Annotated in this window: 24 protein-coding genes (2 of these 24 cut by a window edge); 13 read left to right on the top strand and 11 right to left on the bottom strand. The window is 62.0% G+C overall.

Annotation, left to right across the window (positions count from 1 at the left end; translation table 11 throughout):
- The 5 genes from ACQY6C_RS11070 to ACQY6C_RS11050 all read right to left on the bottom strand — a co-directional run.
- Positions 1–300, bottom strand: a 300-nt coding sequence (locus ACQY6C_RS11070) for a deaminase (RefSeq protein ID WP_427968686.1), incomplete at its 3' end; no start/stop codon positions are given.
- Positions 301–310: 10 nt separating this feature from the next.
- The gene (locus ACQY6C_RS11065) at positions 311–787 is read right to left on the bottom strand and encodes a hypothetical protein (RefSeq protein WP_427968684.1); all 477 of its coding nucleotides are present in this window, start codon (positions 785–787) and stop codon (positions 311–313) included.
- A gap of 68 nt (positions 788–855) precedes the next feature.
- The gene (locus tag ACQY6C_RS11060) at positions 856–1,578 is read right to left on the bottom strand and encodes a M48 family metallopeptidase (protein WP_427968682.1); all 723 of its coding nucleotides are present in this window, start codon (positions 1,576–1,578) and stop codon (positions 856–858) included.
- Positions 1,575–2,018, bottom strand: coding sequence for a YcgN family cysteine cluster protein (locus ACQY6C_RS11055; protein WP_427968680.1), 444 nt, complete (start codon positions 2,016–2,018; stop codon positions 1,575–1,577). Before ACQY6C_RS11055 ends, ACQY6C_RS11060 begins: the two co-directional genes overlap by 4 nt.
- Positions 2,006–2,641: an SCO family protein gene (locus ACQY6C_RS11050; RefSeq protein ID WP_427968678.1), complete on the bottom strand. Its 636-nt coding sequence runs from the start codon at positions 2,639–2,641 to the stop codon at positions 2,006–2,008. Before ACQY6C_RS11050 ends, ACQY6C_RS11055 begins: the two co-directional genes overlap by 13 nt.
- Positions 2,642–2,712: 71 nt before the next feature.
- On the opposite strand from ACQY6C_RS11050, the gene ACQY6C_RS11045 reads away from it, so the two are divergent.
- From ACQY6C_RS11045 to ACQY6C_RS11020, 6 genes are all read left to right on the top strand, one after another.
- The gene (locus ACQY6C_RS11045; protein WP_427968677.1) at positions 2,713–3,333 is read left to right on the top strand and encodes an ankyrin repeat domain-containing protein; all 621 of its coding nucleotides are present in this window, start codon (positions 2,713–2,715) and stop codon (positions 3,331–3,333) included.
- A complete protein-coding gene (locus tag ACQY6C_RS11040) occupies positions 3,317–3,994 on the top strand; it encodes a COQ9 family protein (protein ID WP_427968675.1) in 678 nt (225 codons plus the stop codon). The genes ACQY6C_RS11045 and ACQY6C_RS11040 overlap by 17 nt, the downstream gene beginning before the upstream one ends.
- Positions 3,995–4,044: 50 nt before the next feature.
- The gene (locus ACQY6C_RS11035; protein ID WP_427968673.1) at positions 4,045–4,296 is read left to right on the top strand and encodes a FeoA family protein; all 252 of its coding nucleotides are present in this window, start codon (positions 4,045–4,047) and stop codon (positions 4,294–4,296) included.
- The gene (feoB, locus tag ACQY6C_RS11030; protein WP_427968671.1) at positions 4,293–6,149 is read left to right on the top strand and encodes a ferrous iron transporter B; all 1,857 of its coding nucleotides are present in this window, start codon (positions 4,293–4,295) and stop codon (positions 6,147–6,149) included. The genes ACQY6C_RS11035 and feoB overlap by 4 nt, the downstream gene beginning before the upstream one ends.
- 196 nt (positions 6,150–6,345) lie before the next feature.
- The gene (locus ACQY6C_RS11025; RefSeq protein ID WP_427968670.1) at positions 6,346–6,855 is read left to right on the top strand and encodes a single-stranded DNA-binding protein; all 510 of its coding nucleotides are present in this window, start codon (positions 6,346–6,348) and stop codon (positions 6,853–6,855) included.
- A gap of 113 nt (positions 6,856–6,968) precedes the next feature.
- Positions 6,969–7,262: a GIY-YIG nuclease family protein gene (locus tag ACQY6C_RS11020; protein WP_427968668.1), complete on the top strand. Its 294-nt coding sequence runs from the start codon at positions 6,969–6,971 to the stop codon at positions 7,260–7,262.
- A gap of 102 nt (positions 7,263–7,364) precedes the next feature.
- Here ACQY6C_RS11020 and ACQY6C_RS11015 read toward each other — a convergent pair whose 3' ends face one another.
- Complete coding sequence (locus ACQY6C_RS11015) at positions 7,365–7,898, bottom strand: YceD family protein (RefSeq protein ID WP_427968666.1); 534 nt, start codon at positions 7,896–7,898, stop codon at positions 7,365–7,367.
- On the bottom strand, positions 7,895–8,410 hold the full coding sequence (locus ACQY6C_RS11010) for a ubiquinol-cytochrome C chaperone family protein (RefSeq protein WP_427968664.1): 516 nt from the start codon (positions 8,408–8,410) through the stop codon (positions 7,895–7,897). The genes ACQY6C_RS11015 and ACQY6C_RS11010 overlap by 4 nt, the downstream gene beginning before the upstream one ends.
- 181 nt (positions 8,411–8,591) lie before the next feature.
- Between ACQY6C_RS11010 and ACQY6C_RS11005 the strand changes: the two genes are divergently transcribed.
- The 5 genes from ACQY6C_RS11005 (at position 8,592) to ACQY6C_RS10985 (ending at position 11,874) form a co-directional block, all read left to right on the top strand.
- Positions 8,592–9,053, top strand: coding sequence for an outer membrane protein assembly factor BamE (locus tag ACQY6C_RS11005; RefSeq protein ID WP_427968662.1), 462 nt, complete (start codon positions 8,592–8,594; stop codon positions 9,051–9,053).
- A 67-nt stretch (positions 9,054–9,120) separates the two neighbouring features.
- Positions 9,121–9,681 (top strand): ATP-dependent protease subunit HslV, encoded by a 561-nt coding sequence (gene hslV / locus ACQY6C_RS11000; RefSeq protein WP_427968660.1) that lies wholly within the window; start codon positions 9,121–9,123, stop codon positions 9,679–9,681.
- Positions 9,682–9,695: 14 nt separating this feature from the next.
- Positions 9,696–10,997, top strand: a complete 1,302-nt coding sequence (gene hslU, locus ACQY6C_RS10995) for an ATP-dependent protease ATPase subunit HslU (protein ID WP_427968658.1) — start codon at positions 9,696–9,698, stop codon at positions 10,995–10,997.
- A complete protein-coding gene (locus ACQY6C_RS10990) occupies positions 10,997–11,407 on the top strand; it encodes an ACT domain-containing protein (protein ID WP_427968656.1) in 411 nt (136 codons plus the stop codon). The genes hslU and ACQY6C_RS10990 overlap by 1 nt, the downstream gene beginning before the upstream one ends.
- Positions 11,408–11,472: 65 nt before the next feature.
- Positions 11,473–11,874 (top strand): GFA family protein, encoded by a 402-nt coding sequence (locus tag ACQY6C_RS10985; RefSeq protein WP_427968654.1) that lies wholly within the window; start codon positions 11,473–11,475, stop codon positions 11,872–11,874.
- Between the two features lie 4 nt (positions 11,875–11,878).
- Here ACQY6C_RS10985 and ACQY6C_RS10980 read toward each other — a convergent pair whose 3' ends face one another.
- The gene (locus ACQY6C_RS10980) at positions 11,879–13,372 is read right to left on the bottom strand and encodes a SulP family inorganic anion transporter (RefSeq protein ID WP_427968652.1); all 1,494 of its coding nucleotides are present in this window, start codon (positions 13,370–13,372) and stop codon (positions 11,879–11,881) included.
- 260 nt (positions 13,373–13,632) lie between these two features.
- Here ACQY6C_RS10980 and ACQY6C_RS10975 point away from each other — a divergent pair, with 260 nt between their 5' ends.
- Positions 13,633–16,494, top strand: coding sequence for a M16 family metallopeptidase (locus ACQY6C_RS10975; protein ID WP_427968650.1), 2,862 nt, complete (start codon positions 13,633–13,635; stop codon positions 16,492–16,494).
- A 10-nt stretch (positions 16,495–16,504) separates the two neighbouring features.
- Here ACQY6C_RS10975 and ACQY6C_RS10970 read toward each other — a convergent pair whose 3' ends face one another.
- Together ACQY6C_RS10970 and ACQY6C_RS10965 are read right to left on the bottom strand one after the other, a co-directional pair.
- On the bottom strand, positions 16,505–18,322 hold the full coding sequence (locus ACQY6C_RS10970; protein ID WP_427968649.1) for an ABCB family ABC transporter ATP-binding protein/permease: 1,818 nt from the start codon (positions 18,320–18,322) through the stop codon (positions 16,505–16,507).
- A 55-nt stretch (positions 18,323–18,377) separates the two neighbouring features.
- Positions 18,378–19,337: an aspartyl protease family protein gene (locus ACQY6C_RS10965; RefSeq protein WP_427968647.1), complete on the bottom strand. Its 960-nt coding sequence runs from the start codon at positions 19,335–19,337 to the stop codon at positions 18,378–18,380.
- A gap of 168 nt (positions 19,338–19,505) precedes the next feature.
- On the opposite strand from ACQY6C_RS10965, the gene ACQY6C_RS10960 reads away from it, so the two are divergent.
- Positions 19,506–20,362, top strand: partial view of a glycosyltransferase family A protein gene (locus tag ACQY6C_RS10960; RefSeq protein ID WP_427968645.1) — the 5' portion only. It continues 34 nt past the right edge of the window; 857 of the gene's 891 nt are visible here — the first part of the coding sequence; its start codon is at positions 19,506–19,508; its stop codon lies beyond the right edge, outside the window.
- Positions 20,317–20,362, bottom strand: partial view of a lipopolysaccharide biosynthesis protein gene (locus tag ACQY6C_RS10955; protein ID WP_427968643.1) — the end only. The gene runs 1,508 nt beyond the window's last position; only the last 46 of its 1,554 coding nucleotides appear in the window; the start codon falls outside the window, past its right edge; the stop codon is at positions 20,317–20,319. The genes ACQY6C_RS10960 and ACQY6C_RS10955 overlap by 80 nt on opposite strands.

Genomic DNA, 20,362 nt, shown 5'->3' with positions numbered 1-20,362 from the left:
CGGATCGGGATCGTGCTGGCCGATGACCACGCGCGCCAATCCCGCCTTGGATACGAGATCGGCGCATGCGGGACCGCGTGCGCTCTCATGCGCGCAGGGTTCGAGCGTGACGTAGAGCGTCGCTCCCCGGCAAGTGTCACCAGCCCGATCGATGGCCTCGGCTTCCGCATGGGGGCGGCCGCCGGGCTGCGTCCAGCCGCGCGCGACAACTACGCCGTCTTTCACGATCAGCGCTGCAACTCCGGGATTGGGCCGGCTGATCGGGCGGGAACGCGCAGCAAGCCTCGCCGCTGCCGCCATCCATTGCGCATCATTCGGCGGGGTCTGCAACCGGCGTGTCCCCATTGTTTACTGGCCCATCTGGTGCGGCCTCGCCACTCGATCGCGCGGCCCTGGCAGCCTCCTCGCGCTGGCGGTCAGCTTCGATCTGCGCCTCCATTGCATCGACATCCATGCCGCTTGCCCGGCCCAGCTCTCGATACATCTCCTTCTTCTGCTCCTCGATCCTTTCGCGCTCCGCGCGGAGCTCGTCCTGGCGCTTCTGGTTCTCGAGATTCGAAGCCGCAATCTCCGTATCGCTGCGGCCCGGCGCAAAGCTGGTAATGTAGGAGACCTTGGGCCCTTCGGGCGGAATGAAGGTCTCCTCGCCAATCGCCCAAATCAGGATCAACACGATCGGAACGGAAGACGCCACGAGGATCGGCCAGCGGTAAGGCTGGGGCTTTTTGAACTCGGACCAGAAATCGGCAATGCCGGACCCGACGTCGAAGTGTCTCTTTGACAACATGGAGGCGAACATAGGAGGCGCCGGCGCTCGACGCCAGAGGCGACACGATGCGAGCACTGTTTCTCTGGCTAGCCGAAGCTCGCGTAAAGGCTTCGCCCATGCTGCTTCAGCCAGTGATCGGCGCTGGCGACATCGCCCTCGAAGATGTCCTTCAGCATGGCGTGAAAACCGGGGCTATGGTCGAAATGGACAAGATGCGTCACTTCATGTGCGACGACTGAACGGCGCACGAAATCGGGCGCCTGCACCAGCCGCCAATTGATGCGGATGGTCTTGCGGTCGGAACAGCTTCCCCAGCGCCTTTGCGCGCGAGACAAGGCTACGGGAGCGCATTCGAGCCCTGCCTTGCCGCAATAATGCGCGGTATCCGCTTCAAACAATACGAGCGCCTGCCGTTCGAACCACCGCCGCAGCCGCCCTTCGAGCGAAGCGAGCGGCCCGCCGACATCGAGCCTGCCGGTAGAGAGCAAAGGACGCCGCGGCGCATTCTCTTGCCAGGCAATGGCAAACTCCTCGCCGCGATATTGCACCGTCGTTCCCGGCATCGGTTCGGCGCGCTCTGGCACCTTGACCAACTGTGCGGCGAGCCATTCGCGCCTGGCATGGGCAAAGGCGATCGCCTCTGCGCTGCGGGCCCAGCGCGGCAGGGTAATCCGAACTTCGCTGCCATCCGGGGCGAGCCGCAGAGTCAGCCGTTTTGCGCGCGGGTGGCGGCGCAGTACGATCGGCAATTTGCGGCCGTCCAGTTCGACCTCTGGTTCGAGCATGTCGCGGCGCAGCCAGTCGATCATGCGCTCTCCCACACGACGATATGATGTTCGAGTGGACCGGCATCGGTTTCGCTGATGACGCGGCCCGCAACCGAAATGCCGGCTCGCTTCACTTCCTCGCGATCCCCGCAGATCAGATAGTGCCATTCAGCCAGCGGCTTGTCCGCCGCGCGCAGGCGGTAGGCGCAGGTGCTCGGCAACCAGGGCACCTTGTCCATGATCCGCGGAGTTAGCCGCAGGCAATCGGGCACGAAGGCCTTGCGATTGCGGTAATCCATGCAGCGCGCGGTCTTGGTGTCGAGCAGCTTGCAGGCGACGTTGGTATCTTCGATCTCGCCCGTATCGGCGTCTTCGATCTTGTGCAGGCAGCAGCGCCCGCAGCCATCGCACAACGCTTCCCATTCCGCGCGGCTCAAATCGCCGAGCGGCAATTCCCAGAAGCGTTCCCTCAATTCACCCATTTCGCCAATTCCGCGGCCACCGCCTCGGGGCCCTGATCTGTGGGGAGGGTGGCGAGCGGCTTGCCCGCCTTGTCGAACAGATAGGCGATCGCCGAATGGTTCACCAGATAGCCACCGCCGGGCATTTCCTCGCCGTGAGAGTAGAACACGCGGAACTTGTCCGCCGCCGCCTTGACCTGCTCGGGCGTTCCCGTGAGGCCGATCAGCCTGTCCGAAAATGCTGCTGCGAACTCCCCCACCACTTGCGGCGTGTCACGCTCGGGATCGACCGAAATGAAGATCGGCCTGATCTGATCGGCCAGTTCGGGCTGTTGCTTCGCAAACTCGCGATAGCCCTGCATCATGCGCTGCACATCGGTTGGGCAGACGTCGGGGCAATAGGTATAGCCGAAATAGACCACACGATAGCTTCCGTCGAAATCGGACCAGCGCACCGTTTCGCCGTGCTTGTCCACCAGTTCGAACGAGCCGCCGATATCCGCGCCTTCGAGCGGCGGATTGGCAGGTGCTTCACTGCCTTGCGGGCTGCAGGCGCCCAGGGCCAGCGGCAGTGCAAGGGGGAAGGAGAACAGAAGCGAAAGTGCGGCTTTTCGAAAGGATTGGGGCATGGCGTGGTGGTTCATGGTCTGCTAACTGGGCATTTGCGACAGGGCTACAAGCCTCTTTGTGACAGGATTTTCGAAAGGATGACAGCATGACGCGTGCCGTTATGCGCACAATTGCATTTTCTGCGGCTTTGCTGGGTGCAGCCTTCACAGCACCGCTTTCAGCGCAGATGTTCAGCGAAGGGTACGAGTTTCTGAAAGCGGTCAAGGACCGCGACGGTGACGCTGTGACTCAAGCGCTGAACGAGCCGGGAACCACGGTGATCAATACCCGCGATCTCACCAGCGGGGAGACGGCGTTGCATCTGGTGACAGCCCGGCGCGATCTCGTCTGGATCAAGTTCCTCGCCCAGAAGGGCGCCAACCCCAATATCCGCGACAAGAAGGGCGTGACCCCGCTTCAATTGGCAGTCCGTTTGGGTTTCATTGAAGGGGTAGAAGCTCTGATAAATGCGGGCGCCGAAGTGGACGTGAATGACAGCGCTGGCGAAACGCCGCTGATCGCCGCCGTCCATCGCCGCGATCCGCCGCTGGTTCGCGTATTGCTGGCCAATGGTGCCAACCCGGATCGGACGGATAATTCGGGGCGCTCGGCGCGCGATTATGCCGAACTGATTGCCAGCAACAAGTCGATGCTCGACGAGTTTGCCCGTGCCGACGAAGATCGTGAGGGCAAGGGCGAAACCAAGAGCTATGGACCGTCCGCCTGATATGGTCGAAGTTGCCGACATGACGCTTGATGAGCTGCGCTCTGCGCTCGCGCCCGAGATTGCCGCTGCGGCGGTATTCGATGGCTGGAGCGATGTGGCGCTGCTTCATGCGGCGGATAGCATTGGTGCCGATCCTGACGTAGCGCGGCTGGCCTTCCCCGGCGGGGCGATCGACATGATCGAAGCCTGGATCGATTCAATCGACCTCGCGATGGAGGCGGCACTGCCTGCGGAAAAGCTCGCCGCGATGAAGATCCGCGAGCGTATCCGGGCGCTCGTGGCGTTCCGGCTTGAAGCGGTCAACGGCAATGAAGAGGCGCTGCGGCGCGCGCTGGCGGTGATGGCGATGCCGCAAAATGCGGCCCGCGCGCTCAAGACCGGATGGCGCAGCGCGGACGCGATGTGGCGGCTCGCGGGCGACAACTCGACCGACTACAATCATTATACCAAGCGGGCCATCCTCGCTTCGATCTATGCCGCGACGCTGGCGGTGTTTGTCGACGATCAAAGCGAAGGGAAGCAGGCCAGTTATGAGTTCCTCGATCGCCGTATCGAAGGAGTGATGAAGTTTGAAAAAGCAAAGGCCCGGCTGCTGCGCGGCGACCGCGATCACTTCAGTGTCACGCGCTTCCTGGGGCGGCTACGCTATCCCAGCACTTGAGTTATTGATAATCAGTTGCAATTAGAGCCGTGCCGTGGCAGCGCGAAAATATGACGCTCGATCATCTTCCGCGCGGCGAAAGCGCCACGATCACTTCAGTCCATTGGGACCGGCTGGCTCCTGAGGAAGGGCACAGGCTGCGCGCGCTGGGCATAGACGAAGGTGCGGAAGTGAAAGTAGCCCACCGCGGTGTTTTCGGCGGTGGCGATCCCATGGCAATCACGATCGGACGGATGACTGTGGCTCTGAGAAGGGCACATGCGGCGGCGATGAATGTCGAGCAGCAAGAGTCCGCGCGATGAGTTCGATTCCCAAGGTCGCGCTGGTCGGCAATCCCAATGCGGGCAAGAGCGCATTGTTCAATGCGCTGACCGGCGCGCGGCAGAAGATTGCGAATTATCCGGGTGTGACTGTCGAGCGCAAGGCGGGGCGCGCCATGGCACCTTCCGGCCAGCCATACGAACTGCTCGACCTGCCGGGCAGCTACAGCCTGTCCGATACCACCAGCCCTGATGAAGAAGTCACGCGCAAGGTGGTGATGGGCGAGTTCGAAGGCGAAGCGCTGCCCGATGTCATCGTGCTGGTGCTGGATGCCGTCAATCTCGAACAGCACCTCGTCTTCGCGCAGGAAGTTCTCTCGCTGGGCAAGCCCACAGTGGTCGCGCTCAACATGGTTGATCTGGCGAAGAGGGACGGGCTGGTGCTCGATCCCGAAGCGCTTGGCCATGCGCTGGGCGTGCCGGTCATCCCGACCGTAGCTGTGCGACGGCGCGGATTGGTGGAACTGGGCGAGGCGATCGGTCAGGCGCGGGCAGGCGATCCGGGGCATGAGAACGAGCGGCCCATCGGACATCTCACTTTGCCCGAGCGGCGGCTGGCAGCGAAGAACATCGCCAAGGCGGCGATTCTGACCGAAAGCGGCGTGCACCGACTCCACGCCGGGCTCGACAAGCTGCTGCTCCATCCCTGGTTTGGCCCTGTCATCCTGTTTGCGCTGCTGTTCGTCATTTTCCAGGCGGTGTTCGCCTGGGCCACGCCATTTGCCGATGCGCTGGACGCGGGGGCGTCAGCTCTTTCCGGTGCGGTCACTGGCGCGATGGCACCCGGCTTTATTCGGGATTTGCTGACCGAGGGGGTGATCGCTGGCGTCGGTTCGGTGATTGTCTTCCTGCCGCAAATCGTCATCCTGTTCCTCTTCATCCTGCTGATGGAGGCCTCCGGCTATATGGCGCGGGCGGCCTTCCTGATGGACCGGATGATGGCGGGCGTCGGCCTTTCGGGCCGCAGCTTCATTCCGCTGCTGTCGAGCTTTGCCTGCGCCATTCCCGGCATCATGGCGACGCGCAGCATCGCCGATCCCAAGGACAGGCTCACCACTATCCTGGTTGCACCGCTGATGACCTGTTCGGCGCGCCTGCCGGTCTATGCCGTGATCATCGGCGCTTTCATCCCGTCGACCAAGGTGGGCTGGGGTGTGGGCTTGCAGGGGCTGGTACTGTTCGCGCTTTATGTCGCGGGAATTGTAGGCGCGATGGTGGTGGCGCTGGTGCTCCGGAGCTCGGTCACGAAAGGCGCTGCGTCAGGCTTCATCATGGAACTGCCGCGCTATCAGATGCCGCGCCTGCGCGATGTCCTGATCGGTCTGTGGCAGCGCGCCTGGATCTTCCTGCGCCGCGCCGGGACGATCATCTTTTCGGCCACCGTGATCCTGTGGTTGCTGCTGAGCTTCCCGCAGGCCGGGCCGGGCGAAGACCAGGTCGATGCTTCCGCCGCAGGACATCTTGCCAACGGGCTGGCGGTTGTTGTCGAACCGATCGGCTTCAATCGCGACATTGCGCTGGCGCTGATCCCGGCCATGGCGGCACGCGAGGTGGCGGTTTCCTCGCTCGCGACGACCTATGCGGTTTCTGCGGACGATGATGACGAGGCGGCTGCTGGCCTGATTCCACAGCTGCAATCGCGCTGGACCCTGCCCACGGCGCTGGCCTTCCTCGCCTGGTTCGTGTTCGCGCCGCAATGTCTATCGACCATCGCGGTGGTCCGGCGCGAGACGAATGGGTGGAAGTGGCCGAGCTTCATGTTGGCTTACCTGTTTGGGCTGGCCTATGTGTTCGCGGGAATTACCTACTGGAGCGCAGTGGCGCTCGGGCTTTGATTTGCTGCCAGAGGCAGGTTGTTCCAGCCCTCTCCCCCCTCTCTGCCACCCGATCATGCACTGCAACGCTATCGGGTGGCTGGGAGGGAGAGAGGGGCGGTATCGCCACCCACAAGAATCCGTGGCGAAAAACTGGCGAACCTGCGCTCGATTGATTAGGCCACTGGGCGAATCGAACTAGCGAAGGATTGTTTTCATGGCCGGGTCTCTCAACAAGGTAATGCTCATCGGGAACCTGGGGGCCGATCCGGAAATTCGCAGCTTCCAGAATGGCGGTAAGGTCGCCAATCTGCGCATTGCCACCAGCGAGACCTGGAAGGATCGCAATACCGGCGAGCGGCAGGAACGCACCGAATGGCACTCGGTCGCGATCTTCTCCGAAGGCCTGGTGAACGTCTGCGAGAATTACCTGCGCAAGGGATCCAAGGTTTACATCGAAGGCCAGTTGCAGACCCGCAAATGGCAGGACCAGTCGGGCAATGACCGCTATTCGACCGAAGTCGTGCTGCGCGGTTTCAACGGTACGCTGACGATGCTCGACGGCCGCGGAGAAGGCGGCGGCGGTGGCGGCGGCCGTTCGGGTGGTGGCTATGGTGGTGGCAATGGCGGATCCGGCGGCGGCTGGAATCAGGGCGGTGGCGGCTCAGGCGGCGGCCAGGGCGGCGGCTCCAACTATGACGATCTGGACGACGATATCCCGTTTTGATCGGGTAGGATGGGTACGCTCGCCCTTCGACAGGCTCAGGACGAGCGGTATCTTTGCGCTCCTTTCCCATGTCCGCTCATGCTGAGCTTGTCGAAGCGCGAGCGGGGCGACCAATGAGCAATTTGGAGTTCCACGCCTATATTCTGCGCTGTGCGGATGGTTCGTATTATACCGGACACACCGACCAGATCGAGATCAGGCTTGCTCAACACAGTTCTGGTGAGCTTGGCGGCTGGACGTCATCGCGCCGACCCGTCGAACTGCTCTGGTGCGAAAGTTTTCCATCTCGAGACGATGCGTTTGCAGCCGAACGGCGCATCAAAGGTTGGAGCAGAGCGAAGAAAGAGGCGCTGATAGCTGGCAATTGGGACCTGGTGAGCGAACTGGCTCAAAATCGGCAAGGTTAGCAGGCTGCGCTTCTCGGCGCTCGCCCTTCGACAGGCTCAGGACGAGCGGTACCTTTGCGCCCTTTCCCTTGTCCGCTCATGCTGAGCCTGTCGAAGCGTGAGCTAATCCCGCTTCAATCCCTTCAGCGCTTCGGCCAGCGGGCCACTGGGGACATCGTCTCCGGTGATACCCGCTTCCTTGCGCGCCGCATCGGCGTTCGGTCCCTCGGCATAGGGATCGATTGCCAGGCCGAGCGATTGCGCCACCGCTTCGCCCAGGTCGAAACTGTCGCCCACATATTCAATCTCGTCGCACTCGTCGGGCGAAAGCTCGATCTCGATTTCCTCATCGAGGGCCAGCGCAGGGTCGAGCGCGCCTTCTTCGACGAATCGCAGCGAAAGCGGTTCGCTGATCGTAACGTCGAACTCTTCGCCTGAAATCGCGCAAGCCTGCACGATCTTCGCTTCGAGAGCTCCCGTCGCCAGCACCGCCTTGCCGTCCTGCTCCAGGCTCAGCTCGGCACGCAATGATTGGACGCACGGCAGGCCGAATCGGCTGGCCAGCGCCGCGCGCTCGGCTTCGGTGGCTTCGACCACGACCGGGTCGGCCGGAAGCGGCCTGACCTTGACCATCCGTGTGAGTTCGCTCGCGCTCATGCCTGGAACTCCGCTGCCAGAAGTGCACTGTCCTCGACTGCAGCGAGCCTGGTCGAAAGCGCGGAGAGCCGTTCTGCGACACATGCAGGCGATCCGCCATCCGCGAATGTCACATTGCGATCCACCGCAGCGGTGAGCCTTTGGCCGTCTTCTTCCACCAAGGCACCGCGATAGGCCCCCAGGCGGCCACCCAATACGCCCATGAGCTTGCCGACGCGCTTGCCCACCACCACATCGTTGATGCCGAATTCGCGTAATTGCCCGTCCATGTCCTCGACGAACAATTCGGTCAGCAGCGCGCTTTCCGTTCGCAGGTCGCTCTTTTCCAGCCGCACGATCACCGCCGAGAGGACGGCCGTGATCATGTCGAAGCGTCCGTTGACCGTATCCGCGACCTGGCACTGGGAATACCATTCGGGCGCGCGGGACAGTTCGACCACGCGATGCCACAGCGGCCGGATCGCTTCGCGCGGATCGGGTTCGGTGCCAAGTAGCCTTGAAAGGAAGGACATCGGGGCATTGCTCCAGCTCGGCGTTCAGCCGCAATTCAATTCGATTTGCCCAGTGGCGGCCACACGCGGCGTTGCAAGCCGCGAGCCATCGCCCTAAGGCTCGTGGCCGGAATATAGGAATGGTTGGCGGGTGAGCAATCGCTACGCGCCAGAATGCTGGAAGGTTTGCGATTCGATGGACATGCGAAAGGCTCTGATGATCGGCCTGGTTGCGGCTGCAGGACTTGGCGTTGCAGGCTGCACTTCGATTCGCGAAACGCGCGGCTATGTCGTCGATCAGGCGCTGCTACAGTCCGTTCAGCCCGGGATCGACAATATGCGCTCGGTCGAAGGCACTTTGGGCCGCCCCAGCTTCATCAGCGAATATGGCGAGAAGACCTGGTATTATGTCTCCTCCGTCACCAGGCGCCGCCCATTTGTCCGCCCGCGGATCCAGCAGCATTCGGTGCTGGCGGTGCGGTTCGATCCTGCCGGTAACGTCGCTTCGGTCGATCGTTCAGGGGTCGAACAGATTGCCTATGTTCGTCCCGATGGTGACGAGACGCCGACGCTCGGCCGGGAGCGCGGCTTCCTGGAGGATCTGTTCGGCAATATCGGCACAGTCGGTGCGCCGGGCGCAGGTGGAGGCGGCCCCGGCGGCTAGGTCCTGAGACGCCGTTCGCGGCCACACCGAGCTTGACCGGCGCGCTCTTGTCCCCATATCCCGCTGCATGAGCGAGGATAAAGCGAGCCACGGCCTGATCCAGTGGCACGGCACGACCATCATTGGCGTCAAGCGTGACGGCAGGACCGTTATTGCGGGCGACGGCCAGGTCTCGATGGGCAATACCGTCATGAAGCCCAATGCGCGCAAGGTGCGGCGTATCGGGGAAGGCGGGAAGGTCATCGCGGGCTTTGCAGGTGCCACTGCCGATGCTTTCACCCTGTTCGAACGGTTGGAAAAGAAGCTCGAGCAATATTCGGGGCAGCTTCTGCGTGCCGCGGTCGAGCTGGCCAAGGATTGGCGGACTGACAAATATCTCCGAAATCTCGAAGCGCTGATGATCGTCGCAGATGAGGAGAGCCTGCTGGTGCTGACGGGGAACGGTGACGTGTTGGAACCTGAAGGCGGAATTGCGGCGATCGGATCAGGCGGCAATTTTGCGCTCGCTGCAGCCCGCGCTCTGGCGGAATATGAAGAAGACCCCGAAGTGATTGCGAAAAAGGCGATGCAGGTCGCCGCGGACATCTGCGTCTTCACCAATGGCAATGTGACCATCGAAACGATCTGAGACCAATTCAAAGCATGATCGAAAATCTCACTCCCAAGGCGATCGTCGCATCGCTCGACGAACATATTATCGGCCAGAAGGACGCCAAGCGCGCGGTCGCGGTGGCGCTGCGCAACCGCTGGCGCCGCCAGCGCCTCAGCGCCGAATTGCGCGACGAGGTGACGCCCAAGAACATCCTGATGATCGGCCCCACGGGGTGCGGCAAGACAGAGATCAGCCGACGGCTGGCCAAGCTCGCCGAGGCTCCCTTCGTCAAGGTCGAGGCGACCAAGTTCACCGAAGTCGGCTATGTCGGCCGCGATGTCGAACAGATCGCGCGCGATCTCGCGGAGGAAGCGATTCGTCTGGAGAAGGATCGCCGCCGTGAGGCCGTGCGCGAAGCTGCCAGCGAAGCGGCGATGGAGCGCCTGCTTACCGCGCTGGTAGGCGACAATGCCAGCGAGGCGACGCGCGAGGCCTTCCGCGAACGGATCGTGCAGAACGCGATGAACGACACCGAAGTCGAAATCGACGTGGAAGAAGCACCCCAGATGCCGTTCGACATGGGCGGAATGGGCGGCAATGTAGGGATGATCGACCTTTCAGACATGTTCGGCAAGGCGATGGGCCGCAAGCCGACCAAACGCCGCAAGCTGCGCGTGCCAGATGCCTGGGACAAGCTGGTCGATGAAGAAGCCGAAAAGCGCATGGACCAGGACGATGTCGCGCGTGTCGCGCTGGCCAATGCCGAAACCAACGGCATCGTCTTCCTCGATGAAATCGACAAGATCGCCGTATCGGACGTGCGCGGGGGCTCCGTCAGCCGCGAGGGTGTGCAGCGCGACTTGCTGCCGCTGATCGAAGGCACCACCGTTTCGACCAAATATGGCCCGATGAAGACCGACCATGTGCTGTTCATCGCCTCGGGCGCGTTCCATCTCGCCAAGCCATCGGACATGCTGCCCGAGCTGCAGGGCCGCTTGCCGATCCGGGTCGAGCTGCGCGCGCTGACCGAAGAGGATTTCGTGCGCATCCTCAGCGAAACCCGCGCCAATTTGGTCGAGCAGTACAAGGCGCTGATCGGGACGGAGAAGGTCGAACTGGACATCAGCGAGGATGCGATTGGCGAAATCGCCAGGATTGCAGCTCAGGTGAATGAAAGCGTCGAGAATATCGGTGCGCGCCGCCTGCAGACGGTGATGGAAAAGCTGCTGGAGGAAATCAGCTTCGAGGCTGAGGAGCATGAAGGCGAAACGATCACCATCGATGCGGCCTATGTGCGCGACCGGCTGGCCGATCTCGCAGGCGATAGCGACCTCAGCAAATATATCCTGTGATGGCGGGCGGAGCTCCCGTCAGCGACCTCGCCGCAATGCTGGCGCAGATGGCGCCGCAGCTTGATCCGGTACACTATTGTTTCATGCTGATTTCGCCCGACACCGCGCCGCAGGCGCTGGGCGGGGCGATTGCTACTTTCCGTGAGGACGAGGGCGTTACCGCCATCGTGCCAGAGCCGCTTGCGCGCGAACTGGGTGGAGAAGGCCCGACGATGGCGCGGATTACACTCACGGTGCATTCCTCGCTCGAGGGTGTCGGGCTGACGGCGGCTGTCGCAAGCGCGCTGGCAGACAGGGGTATCGCCTGCAACATGGTGGCGGCCTATCACCACGATCACGCATTTGTTCCGGCCGAGATGGCTGAACGTGCGATCGCTCTGCTTGAAGACCTGCAAGGCTCCTCCTCGTAGCGATCTTGTTTTCAGGCCGATTGCCGCCTGCTAAACCCACCCGTGATCGAAAGGAGGCCGATGCCATGCCCAAGGGTCGATGCCATTGCGGTGCAGTCGTTTACAGCTTTCAGGGCGGGGTGCGGCACAGCTCGGTCTGCCATTGCGAGGATTGTCGCCGATGCGCCGGAGCCACGGGCGTTGCCTGGGTCGGTGTGCCGTCAGACGACTTCGCGATCGAGCAGGGCTCTCCGGTCGAATACCGCTCATCTGCGGATACGAGCCGTTACTTCTGCGGCCAATGCGGCACGGGGCTGACCTATGTGAACGAGAATGTCTCGCCCGGGACGGTCGATATCCAGACCGCCACGCTGGACGATCCCGAAGAGTTTCCGCCAGACAAGCAGGTGCAGATGGGCGACGCGCTGTCGTGGGAGCGCAATTTGCACGAACTGCCTTCCTACGATCGTTTCCCCAGCAATAGCTGAACCGTCAGGGGTGGGGCGCGAGTCCGATCTCTACGCCTGTCTTGTCCGTCAGCGCGAAACGGTCGACCAGATCTGCGCTCGCCCGATTGAGCCCGCGCACCTGCACGCTGCGCCCGTTATGGCGCATACGCTCTACCACCTTGTCGAGCGCGCCGATGGCCGAGATGTCCCAGAAATGTGCGCCCGATACGTCGATGATGACATGATTGGCAGGGTCGGGTTGCGAGCTCTCCGGCCCCAGTGCAGCCTGAAAGCGGTCGACACTCGCAAAGAAGACCTGCCCGGTTGCGGTGTAGATCGCGGTTTCGCCTTCGCGGCGGCGCGTCACTTCGAACATGGTCATCACCTTGTGAGTGAAGAACACGCCGGACAGAATTACGCCCGCCAGCACTCCCAACGCCAGGTTATGAGTCGCAACCACGACCACCACCGTCGTCACCATCACGACAGAACTTTGCCAGGGATGCTTGGCGAGATTGGGGATCGAGTTCCACGAGAAGGTGCCGATCGAAACCATGATCATGATCGCAACCAGCGCAGGCATGGGGACCTGACCGACCAGATCGCCCAGCATGGCCAGCAGGATCAGGAGTGCAAAGCCGGCGGTGAAGGTCGACAGGCGCCCGCGTCCGCCACTCGTCACGTTGATTACGGACTGGCCGATCATGGCGCAGCCGCCCATGCCGCCGAACAGGGCGGCCACGATATTGGCCCCGCCTTGCCCCACGCATTCGCGCTGCTTGTCGCTGCCGGTATGCGTCATGTCGTCGACGATCTGGGCGGTCAGCAGCGATTCGAGCAGTCCAACGGCAGCCATTGTGGCGGAATAGGGCGCGATGATTCGCAGCGTCTCCCAGTTCAGGGGCACATCGGGCAAAGTGAAATAGGGCAGGCCCTCGGGCAGTTCGCCCATGTCGTGAACCCGGTGCACCGGCAGGTCGAGCCAGATCGTCAGCACGCTCAGGACCACGATGGCGACGAGCGGACTGGGCACTGCAGTCGTCAGGCGCGGGACGAGATAGATCATCCCAAGGCCTGCCGCGACCATGGCATAGGTTTCCCAGCCGACATGGGTGAGCTGCGGCAGTTGCGCCATGAAGATCAGGATCGCCAACGCATTGACGAAGCCGGTGATGACCGAACGGCTGACGAATTGCATCACCAGGTCCAGCCGCAGAATTGCCGCGATGGCCTGGAACACGCCCATCAGGATCGTGGCCGCGAACAGATATTCGACGCCGTGATCGCGCACCAGCGGTACTACCACCACCGCCACGGCCGCCGTCGCGGCAGAGATCATGCCCTGCCGCCCGCCGGTGAAGGCGATCACCATCGCAATCGCGACCGAGGCATAGAGCCCGACACGCGGATCGACCCCCGCGATGATCGAAAAGCCGATCGCTTCGGGAATCAACGCGAGTGCGACGACGATCCCGGCAAGGATGTCTGCACGGGGATTGGAGAACCAGTCGCGGCGAAGCGCGCCGATGTCAGGCATATTGTCTATCCATTATGGAGAATCTGCAGTCGGCGGGGAGATGCCGCCCTATGAGCGGCGCGCCATGGCCCATGCTGCATTGCAACACAAGGGGGTGGGGCGAATAATCGCCCTCAGTTTTGCGCCCTGGTTCCGGGCGGAGGAGAAGCTCTGCGTCGAAGAATCTAGGCGCTTGATGGAGGAATGGCGGTTTTGCAGTTGAGATCGGGGGCTTGCGTCGCTCTAATGCCGCGCAACGATATCATTCGAGGGGTTTTCCGATGATCCGCAAGCTCTTGCTGGCTGGTGCCGGCGCATTGGCACTTGCCGCATCCGGTCCGGCGCTGGCCGACCATCACCAAACTGCGGTGGAGGCGCCAACCCTGTCCGCGCCAAAGATCGAATACACGCGCTGGCAACTCGACAATGGGCTGACGGTGATCGCGATCCCTGACAATTCGACCGCCAATGTCACCACTTCGCTGTGGTATGAAGTCGGGTCGAAACACGATCCGCAAGGCCGATCGGGCTTTGCGCATCTGTTCGAACACATCCTCAGCCGCAAGACGGTGAACATGCCTTACAACATGATCAACCGGCTGACGGAAGATGTCGGCGGCGTGCGCAATGCCTCGACCTGGGTTGATCGCACCAATTATTATGAAACCGTTCCTGCCGAATATCTCGAGGCCATGCTTTGGACACACCGCGAGCGGATGGCGAACCCGGTTGTCGATAGCGAGGTGTTCGAGAAGGAACGCTCTGTCGTGAAGGAAGAACTGCGCCAGCGCGTGCTCGCACCGCCCTATGGCCGTTTCCAGCGCTTCGTCATTCCGGAAAACGCATTCGATGTGCTGCCCATGCGCCGTCCCGGCATCGGCAGTATCGAGGAGCTCGATTCGGCTACTCTCGACGATGCGCGTGCCTTCCACCAGGCTTTCTACGGGCCAGACACGGCGACGCTGATCGTGGCCGGCAATTTCGAGATCGCAAGCCTGCGAAAGCTGGTCGACAAATACTTTGCCGACATACCGCGGCGCGACAATCCGGTGAGTCTTGAGATCAAGGGCGAGGAGCCCGTCCTCACACAGCCGCGCATAGTCAACGCAACTGCGCCCAATGTCCCGCTGCCCGTGGTCGGCGGAATATGGAAGGCGCCTTCGACCAATGATCCCGATGCTCCGGCAATCGAGCTGCTGTCTGCGATCATGTCGAGCGGCGATAACAGCCGGCTGCACAACGCGCTGGTTCGTACGGGCAAGGCAGTCGATGCAGCTCATTTCGACCAGATGAGCGAAGATGGCGGTTTCATCGCCAATTTTGCCGTGCTCAGCCCTGGTGCGGATTCGGCTGAGGCCGATGCAATCCTCGCAAAGGAAATCGAGCGGGTCCGCACCGAACCGGTAAGCGAGGCCGAGTTGCGGGAAGCAAAGAACGAGATCTTCTCTTCCGCCCTGTCGCAAAGGCAAACCGCGCAGGGCAGGGCGTTCGAGCTTGGTGAAGCGCTGGTTTCGAGCGGTGATCCCGATGCTGCTGACAAGCGGCTCGATGCAATCGCGGCGGTGACGGCGGATGACATTCTACGGGTGGCCCGGAAATGGCTGCGACCCGAAGGCGAAGTCGAGCTCACCTATACCGCTGGCGAGGACGATCCTTCGAGCTACGCCAATCCCGCCCCGATGCCGACATTCGGCAGCGTGCCTCCGCCGAGCGGACAGCCGCGAGCCGTTCTGCCCGAAGGTGAGCGCATGGCGCCGCCACCTCCGGGCGAGGCCCCTGAAGTTGCGCGTGCCGATTTCGTCGAAGCGACGCTTGCGAACGGAATTCCGCTGGTCAGCGCGCAGACGAGCGACGTCCCCATTGCAACCATTACCATCGTATTTCCCGGTGGCGATGCAACCGATCCTGCAGCAAAGGCCGGGTTGGCCGAGATGACGGCTGACCTGGCAGACAAGGGCACAACGCAGCGCGACGCATCGCAAATCGCGGCAACGCTCGAATCGCTCGGCGCCAGCCTCAACATCTCCTCGAGCGCGGACGGTACCTATGCCAGTCTGACCGCCCCGACGGTCAATCTGGCCGAGGCGGGCCAGGTACTGGTCGATGTGATCGTGAATGCCAGCTATCCGGCGGAAGAGGTCGAGCGAGAGCGCAAGCGCACGCTCGACAGCTTGACCGCGATCCTGAAGGATCCGGGTTCCCTTGCGAGCCTGGCGGCAACGCGGGTTCTCTATGGGGACGCGCCCTATGGCCGCGTGGCCAATCCGCAATCTATCGAGCAGATCGCGCGCGAGGATCTGGTCGCCCATCGCGAAGCCTATTGGCATCCCGGCACGGCAAAAATCGTGATCAGCGGAGGAATCTCCGCTGGGGAGGCCAGGGCTCTGGCGGATTCCCTGTTCGGCGGTTGGACGTCCGATCGCCCGGCTCCGGTCCCGGTCGATCATCCTGCCGGATCGGAGCCCGCGCCGCGCACGGTGGTCATAGACATACCTGACGCGGGGCAGGCAGCGGTCATCGCGGGGGTGCGCACGCTCGCGCGCGGCGATTCCGATTTCTACAATCTCTGGCTCGCCAACACCGTGCTCGGTTCTGGCAGCAATGGCTGGCTGTTCGAGGAAGTACGGACCAAGCGCGGGCTGAGCTACGGCGCTTACAGCTCATTGTCGCAGCGTTCGGATACTGCGACGCTGACCGCCAATGCACAGACCAAGAACGACACCGCAGATGAAGTTGCCGCAGTCTTCTTCGAACAGTTCGAGAAGCTCGCAGCAACTCCGCTAAGCGAGGAAACATTGCAGAAGCGGCGGTTGTATCTGGGCGGAGCGCTGGCACGTAGTCTCGAGACGAGTGGCGGCTTCAATGGCCAGGTCGCAACCCTGATGCTGCGCGGGATCGAACCGGCGGAAGCCTTTCATGTGGCCGAGCGGCTCGCGGCGGTGAGCCCGGCCGAAGCGCAGCGCGTCGCCGAGCGTTATCTTGTGCCGCAAGACACCTCTTTGGTGATCGTGGGGGATGCGAGATACTTCCTCGAAGATCTCGAAAAGATGCGTGGCGATGTCGAAGTGATTCCCTTTGACGACCTAGATCTGTCGCGGACCGAACTGCACAAGGAAACCGCAATCGAGGCCGCTGCAGAATAGGCGCGCTGGCCTATTCGGCGGCGTCGCGTTCCTCTTCGCTTTCGGCTGCCTGGCGCGCCCACATTTCGGCATATAGGCCGTTCATCGCCAGCAATGCGCCATGGGTGCCCTGTTCGGCGAGCCGGCCATGTTCGAGGACCAGAATGTTGTCGGCATCGGCGATTGTCGAAAGCCGATGCGCAATTGCGATGGTTGTGCGCCGCTCCGATACGTGATGCAAAGTCGAGAGGATGTCCTGCTCGGTACGCGAATCGAGCGCGCTGGTGGCTTCGTCCAGCAACAGGATGGGTGGGTCCTTCACCAGCGTGCGGGCGATGGCGACGCGCTGCTTCTCGCCGCCCGATAGCTTGAGCCCGCGCTCGCCGACTTCGGTGTCCAGGCCTTGCGGAAGTTTTTCTATGAATGGCAGGATCGCCGCTCCTTGCGCGGCGCGGCGGATTTCTTCCTCGCTCGCGCTGTCACTGCCATATCCGATATTGTAGCCAATCGTGTCGTTGAACAGCACGCTGTCCTGGGGGACGATACCGATGGCGGCTCGCAGGCTTTCCTGCGTGACCTTGCTGATGTCCTGCCCATCGATCAGGATGCGGCCCGACTGCGGATCGTAGAATCGGAACAGCAGCCGCGCGATGGTGCTTTTGCCCGCGCCGGAAGGTCCGACGATGGCGGTATGCGATCCGGCGGGCACTTCGAAGCTGAGCCCGTGCAGGATGGTGCGATCCCGTTCATAGCCGAACACGACATTTTCGAATGCGATGCTGGCGTTGCGCACTACCAATGCTGGCGCATCCGGCGCATCGCTCACCTCGGTTTCGGTATCGATCAGGCGAAACATCGCCGCCATGTCCACGATCCCCTGGCGAACCGTGCGATAAACCATGCCCAGCATGTCGAGCGGGCGGAAAAGCTGGGTGAGATAGGTGTTCACGAACACCAGATCGCCGGTGGTCAGCCGCCCCTGGCTCCACCCCCAGACGGTGTAGGCCATCGCGCCGCCCATCAGCAGGTTCATGATGAGTGATTGCGAGATGTTGAGCAGGCCGAGCGAGTTCTCCGAGCGGATCGCGGCCTCGGCATATTCGCGCGCAGCCTCGCCATAACGTTCGCGCTCGCGTTTCTCGGCACCGAAGTATTTGACCGTCTCATAGTTGAGCAGAGAATCGACCGCGCGCGCCAATGCAGTCCCGTCGAGCTCGTTCATCTTGCGGCGCAGCTCGTTGCGCCATTCGGTGATCCAGCGCGTGACCGCGATATAGCTGCCGACCGTCAAGGCCGTCGCCAGCACGAGTTCCCACCCGAAGCTGATGTAGAAGATCACCGCCACTGCGGTCAGTTCGATCACGGTTGGTGCGACGTTGAACAGCAGGAAATAGAGCATGATGTCGATGCTCTTGGTTCCGCGTTCGATCACCTTGGTGACCTCTCCCGTACGGCGTGAAAGGTGAAAGCGAAGCGACAGGCGGTGGAGACGGGCGAATGTATCTTCTGCCAGCGTTCGCGTTGCTTCCTGCCCCACGCGCTCGAACACGATGTTGCGGATGTTGTTGAAAGCCACGCTGGCGAAGCGGCCGGCGGAGTATGCCAGCACGAAAGCAATGGCGACCATAGCCGCTTCGTTGGCGGGCGTCGTCATCGCGTCGACCGCTTCCTTATAGGCATAGGGCAGCGCCAGCGTCACACCCTTTGCCAGCAACACGAACAGCATCGCGACAATGATGCGGCGCTTCAGCGACGGATTGTCCCTTGGCCACAGGTAGGGCAGGAACCGGCGCAGCACCTTCCAGCTATCGTGGTCTTCAGGTGTGGATGTAGTGGTGTCGGGCGGCATTGCTGGCCCCATGTGGGCGCGCAACCCGCATCAGGCAAGCGCCCGGTTCAGGCAATCAGCTTTGGAACCGCGTGGACCGCACCCTGCGCATCTTGTCCTGCATCCTCATCTTGCCGGGAAGATCGAACATGATGCGGCGCTTCGAGAAATCGATCGCAACCCGGTCGAACATGCGCAGATGCTGCATCCCGATCGAGAGCACTGGCGTGTCTTGCAGTCCCAGCGCTTCGAATGCCGGTGTGTCGGCATAGGTAATCGGGACGTTGCTGATGGTCATACCCTCGATTTCGAGCGTTCGGGCATAGGTCAATTGACCGATCAACGAGACGCCATTCACATCGGTCGTCACGACTTCCCTTGCGCGGCGTTGACGAATCTTGTCGCGCAAGGCCAGATTCCCCATGCTGCCTTGTGCCCCGGTGTCGATGATTACCGTCGCTCTGACACCTTCGATCAAGGCGTTGGTGATGAGCAATTGTCCCTGTCTCCTGCGGGCGCGAACGATAATTTCATAGCCGCGGCTGTTCGACCGATCTTCAACATCGGCAATTGCAATTGTTTCAGTACGAAAGTCGATCAGCACCCGCGTATCCTGCAGACTGTCGAGCCCGATTATTCCGTCGGCACCGACGTGGTTGCTCTGCAACAAAGGCGCAGCCAGATCATACAGGGTTCGCTTGCCAATCCCGAGACTTTCCACTTCCACCATTTCGACTGGCCTGCGGCTGGCCATTCCGACCAGCGTTGCCATCCCCAGCTTGTCCAGCTTGACTCTATCGTTGACGACATTGGTCACGGCCGTCGCCTGCGAACCTGTGTCGATCATGAAGTCAAAGGGGCCAGTGCCTTCGATCGTGACCGGCACGGTCATCCGGTTGTGCCGATCCTCGTCCAGATCGATGACATCGGTTCTCTCGTCCACCATGCTGGGAGCGATGGATTGTTCCTTCGCCTGATCTGACAGTGGGCCAATCATCATCGCCAGCACTGCCGGCGTCAGCCACAAATGGTACATTCGATACTCTCCCGCGCTCGGCGGCCCGCCCAGTCCCTGGGCCGAATTATCGCTGTCGAGAGTCTACCACCAAACCCGCAGTGGCCCAAATCGCGTGCCAACGCTGGCGGCCCGGCGAATTGGTTAAGGCGCTATCCACCTCGAACTGCCTTCAATATAGGGCCGATCATGTCGGATGTAAGAACAATGGAGCAACCGGAAGTATCGCGGAAGCAGGCCAGATGCGGCCTGTGTGTCATCGTCCTTGCCCATAATGAGGAACGCCGGATCGGTGCCTGCCTTGCCAGCCTGCCGATCGGGCAGGATGGCACTGCGGTGCATGTCGTGGTCAACGGGTCGAGCGACAGGACGGCGCATATCGCCCGCACATATGGCGGCGTGACCGTTCACGATTGGGAGCAGGGCGGCAAATCGCGCAGCTGGAACCGTATCATGTTCGATACTCCGGCTATCGAGGCGCAGACCTATGCCTTCGTCGATGGCGACGCGGAAGTGCTTCCTGGATCGTTCGATGCGCTTGTCGATGCGCTCGCGGAAAGCGGGGCAAACGCCGCATCGGGCCTTCCGGCAAACGGCAGGAAGGCCGGAGTCTATCGCGAGAGCATCATGCGCGACCACGGCCTGTTCGGGGACCTCTATGCCTTGAGCGGCGATTTCGTCACCCGAATGCGCGCGGCTGGGGCTCGTCTGCCTGAAGATCTGATCGGCGATGACGGCCTGATCGGCGCGCTGGCCAAGACCGACCTGGCAGCAGAAGGAAACTGGGACAATGCGCGCGTCGTTCCAGTGGCGGGCGCGCAATTCCTGTGCGAACCGGTTGGTCTGCACTTGCGCGACCTACGGCTTCAGGCCCGACGCATGCGCAATTACAGTGTGCGGCATTTCCAGAACCGGATGATTTCGCAAATCATGCGCGGACAAGGGCCAGGTGGATTGCCGCGGCGTCTGGCTGAAATCTATCCGGAGTTTCTGCCCGGGCTCAGACCACGCCGGAATCCGCTGCTATGGTGGTTTGACCGGCAGGC

Source organism: Altererythrobacter sp. (genome assembly GCF_050299635.1).
Classification (GTDB): domain Bacteria; phylum Pseudomonadota; class Alphaproteobacteria; order Sphingomonadales; family Sphingomonadaceae; genus Erythrobacter.
The sequence above is the reverse complement of the archived record's forward strand: the minus strand, read 5'-3'. Positions and strand labels throughout refer to the sequence as shown.

Bases quoted from the DNA above. Each gene is read 5' to 3' on its own strand.
- ACQY6C_RS11065 (WP_427968684.1), bottom strand. From the start codon at position 787: ATGTTGTCAAAGAGACACTTCGACGTCGGGTCCGGCATTGCCGATTTC.
- ACQY6C_RS11060 (WP_427968682.1), bottom strand. From the start codon at position 1,578: ATGATCGACTGGCTGCGCCGCGACATGCTCGAACCAGAGGTCGAACTG.
- ACQY6C_RS11055 (WP_427968680.1), bottom strand. From the start codon at position 2,018: ATGGGTGAATTGAGGGAACGCTTCTGGGAATTGCCGCTCGGCGATTTG.
- ACQY6C_RS11050 (WP_427968678.1), bottom strand. From the start codon at position 2,641: ATGAACCACCACGCCATGCCCCAATCCTTTCGAAAAGCCGCACTTTCG.
- ACQY6C_RS11045 (WP_427968677.1), top strand. From the start codon at position 2,713: ATGACGCGTGCCGTTATGCGCACAATTGCATTTTCTGCGGCTTTGCTG.
- ACQY6C_RS11040 (WP_427968675.1), top strand. From the start codon at position 3,317: ATGGACCGTCCGCCTGATATGGTCGAAGTTGCCGACATGACGCTTGAT.
- ACQY6C_RS11035 (WP_427968673.1), top strand. From the start codon at position 4,045: ATGACGCTCGATCATCTTCCGCGCGGCGAAAGCGCCACGATCACTTCA.
- feoB (WP_427968671.1), top strand. From the start codon at position 4,293: ATGAGTTCGATTCCCAAGGTCGCGCTGGTCGGCAATCCCAATGCGGGC.
- ACQY6C_RS11025 (WP_427968670.1), top strand. From the start codon at position 6,346: ATGGCCGGGTCTCTCAACAAGGTAATGCTCATCGGGAACCTGGGGGCC.
- ACQY6C_RS11020 (WP_427968668.1), top strand. From the start codon at position 6,969: ATGAGCAATTTGGAGTTCCACGCCTATATTCTGCGCTGTGCGGATGGT.
- ACQY6C_RS11015 (WP_427968666.1), bottom strand. From the start codon at position 7,898: ATGAGCGCGAGCGAACTCACACGGATGGTCAAGGTCAGGCCGCTTCCG.
- ACQY6C_RS11010 (WP_427968664.1), bottom strand. From the start codon at position 8,410: ATGTCCTTCCTTTCAAGGCTACTTGGCACCGAACCCGATCCGCGCGAA.
- ACQY6C_RS11005 (WP_427968662.1), top strand. From the start codon at position 8,592: ATGCGAAAGGCTCTGATGATCGGCCTGGTTGCGGCTGCAGGACTTGGC.
- hslV (WP_427968660.1), top strand. From the start codon at position 9,121: ATGAGCGAGGATAAAGCGAGCCACGGCCTGATCCAGTGGCACGGCACG.
- hslU (WP_427968658.1), top strand. From the start codon at position 9,696: ATGATCGAAAATCTCACTCCCAAGGCGATCGTCGCATCGCTCGACGAA.
- ACQY6C_RS10990 (WP_427968656.1), top strand. From the start codon at position 10,997: ATGGCGGGCGGAGCTCCCGTCAGCGACCTCGCCGCAATGCTGGCGCAG.
- ACQY6C_RS10985 (WP_427968654.1), top strand. From the start codon at position 11,473: ATGCCCAAGGGTCGATGCCATTGCGGTGCAGTCGTTTACAGCTTTCAG.
- ACQY6C_RS10980 (WP_427968652.1), bottom strand. From the start codon at position 13,372: ATGCCTGACATCGGCGCGCTTCGCCGCGACTGGTTCTCCAATCCCCGT.
- ACQY6C_RS10975 (WP_427968650.1), top strand. From the start codon at position 13,633: ATGATCCGCAAGCTCTTGCTGGCTGGTGCCGGCGCATTGGCACTTGCC.
- ACQY6C_RS10970 (WP_427968649.1), bottom strand. From the start codon at position 18,322: ATGCCGCCCGACACCACTACATCCACACCTGAAGACCACGATAGCTGG.
- ACQY6C_RS10965 (WP_427968647.1), bottom strand. From the start codon at position 19,337: ATGTACCATTTGTGGCTGACGCCGGCAGTGCTGGCGATGATGATTGGC.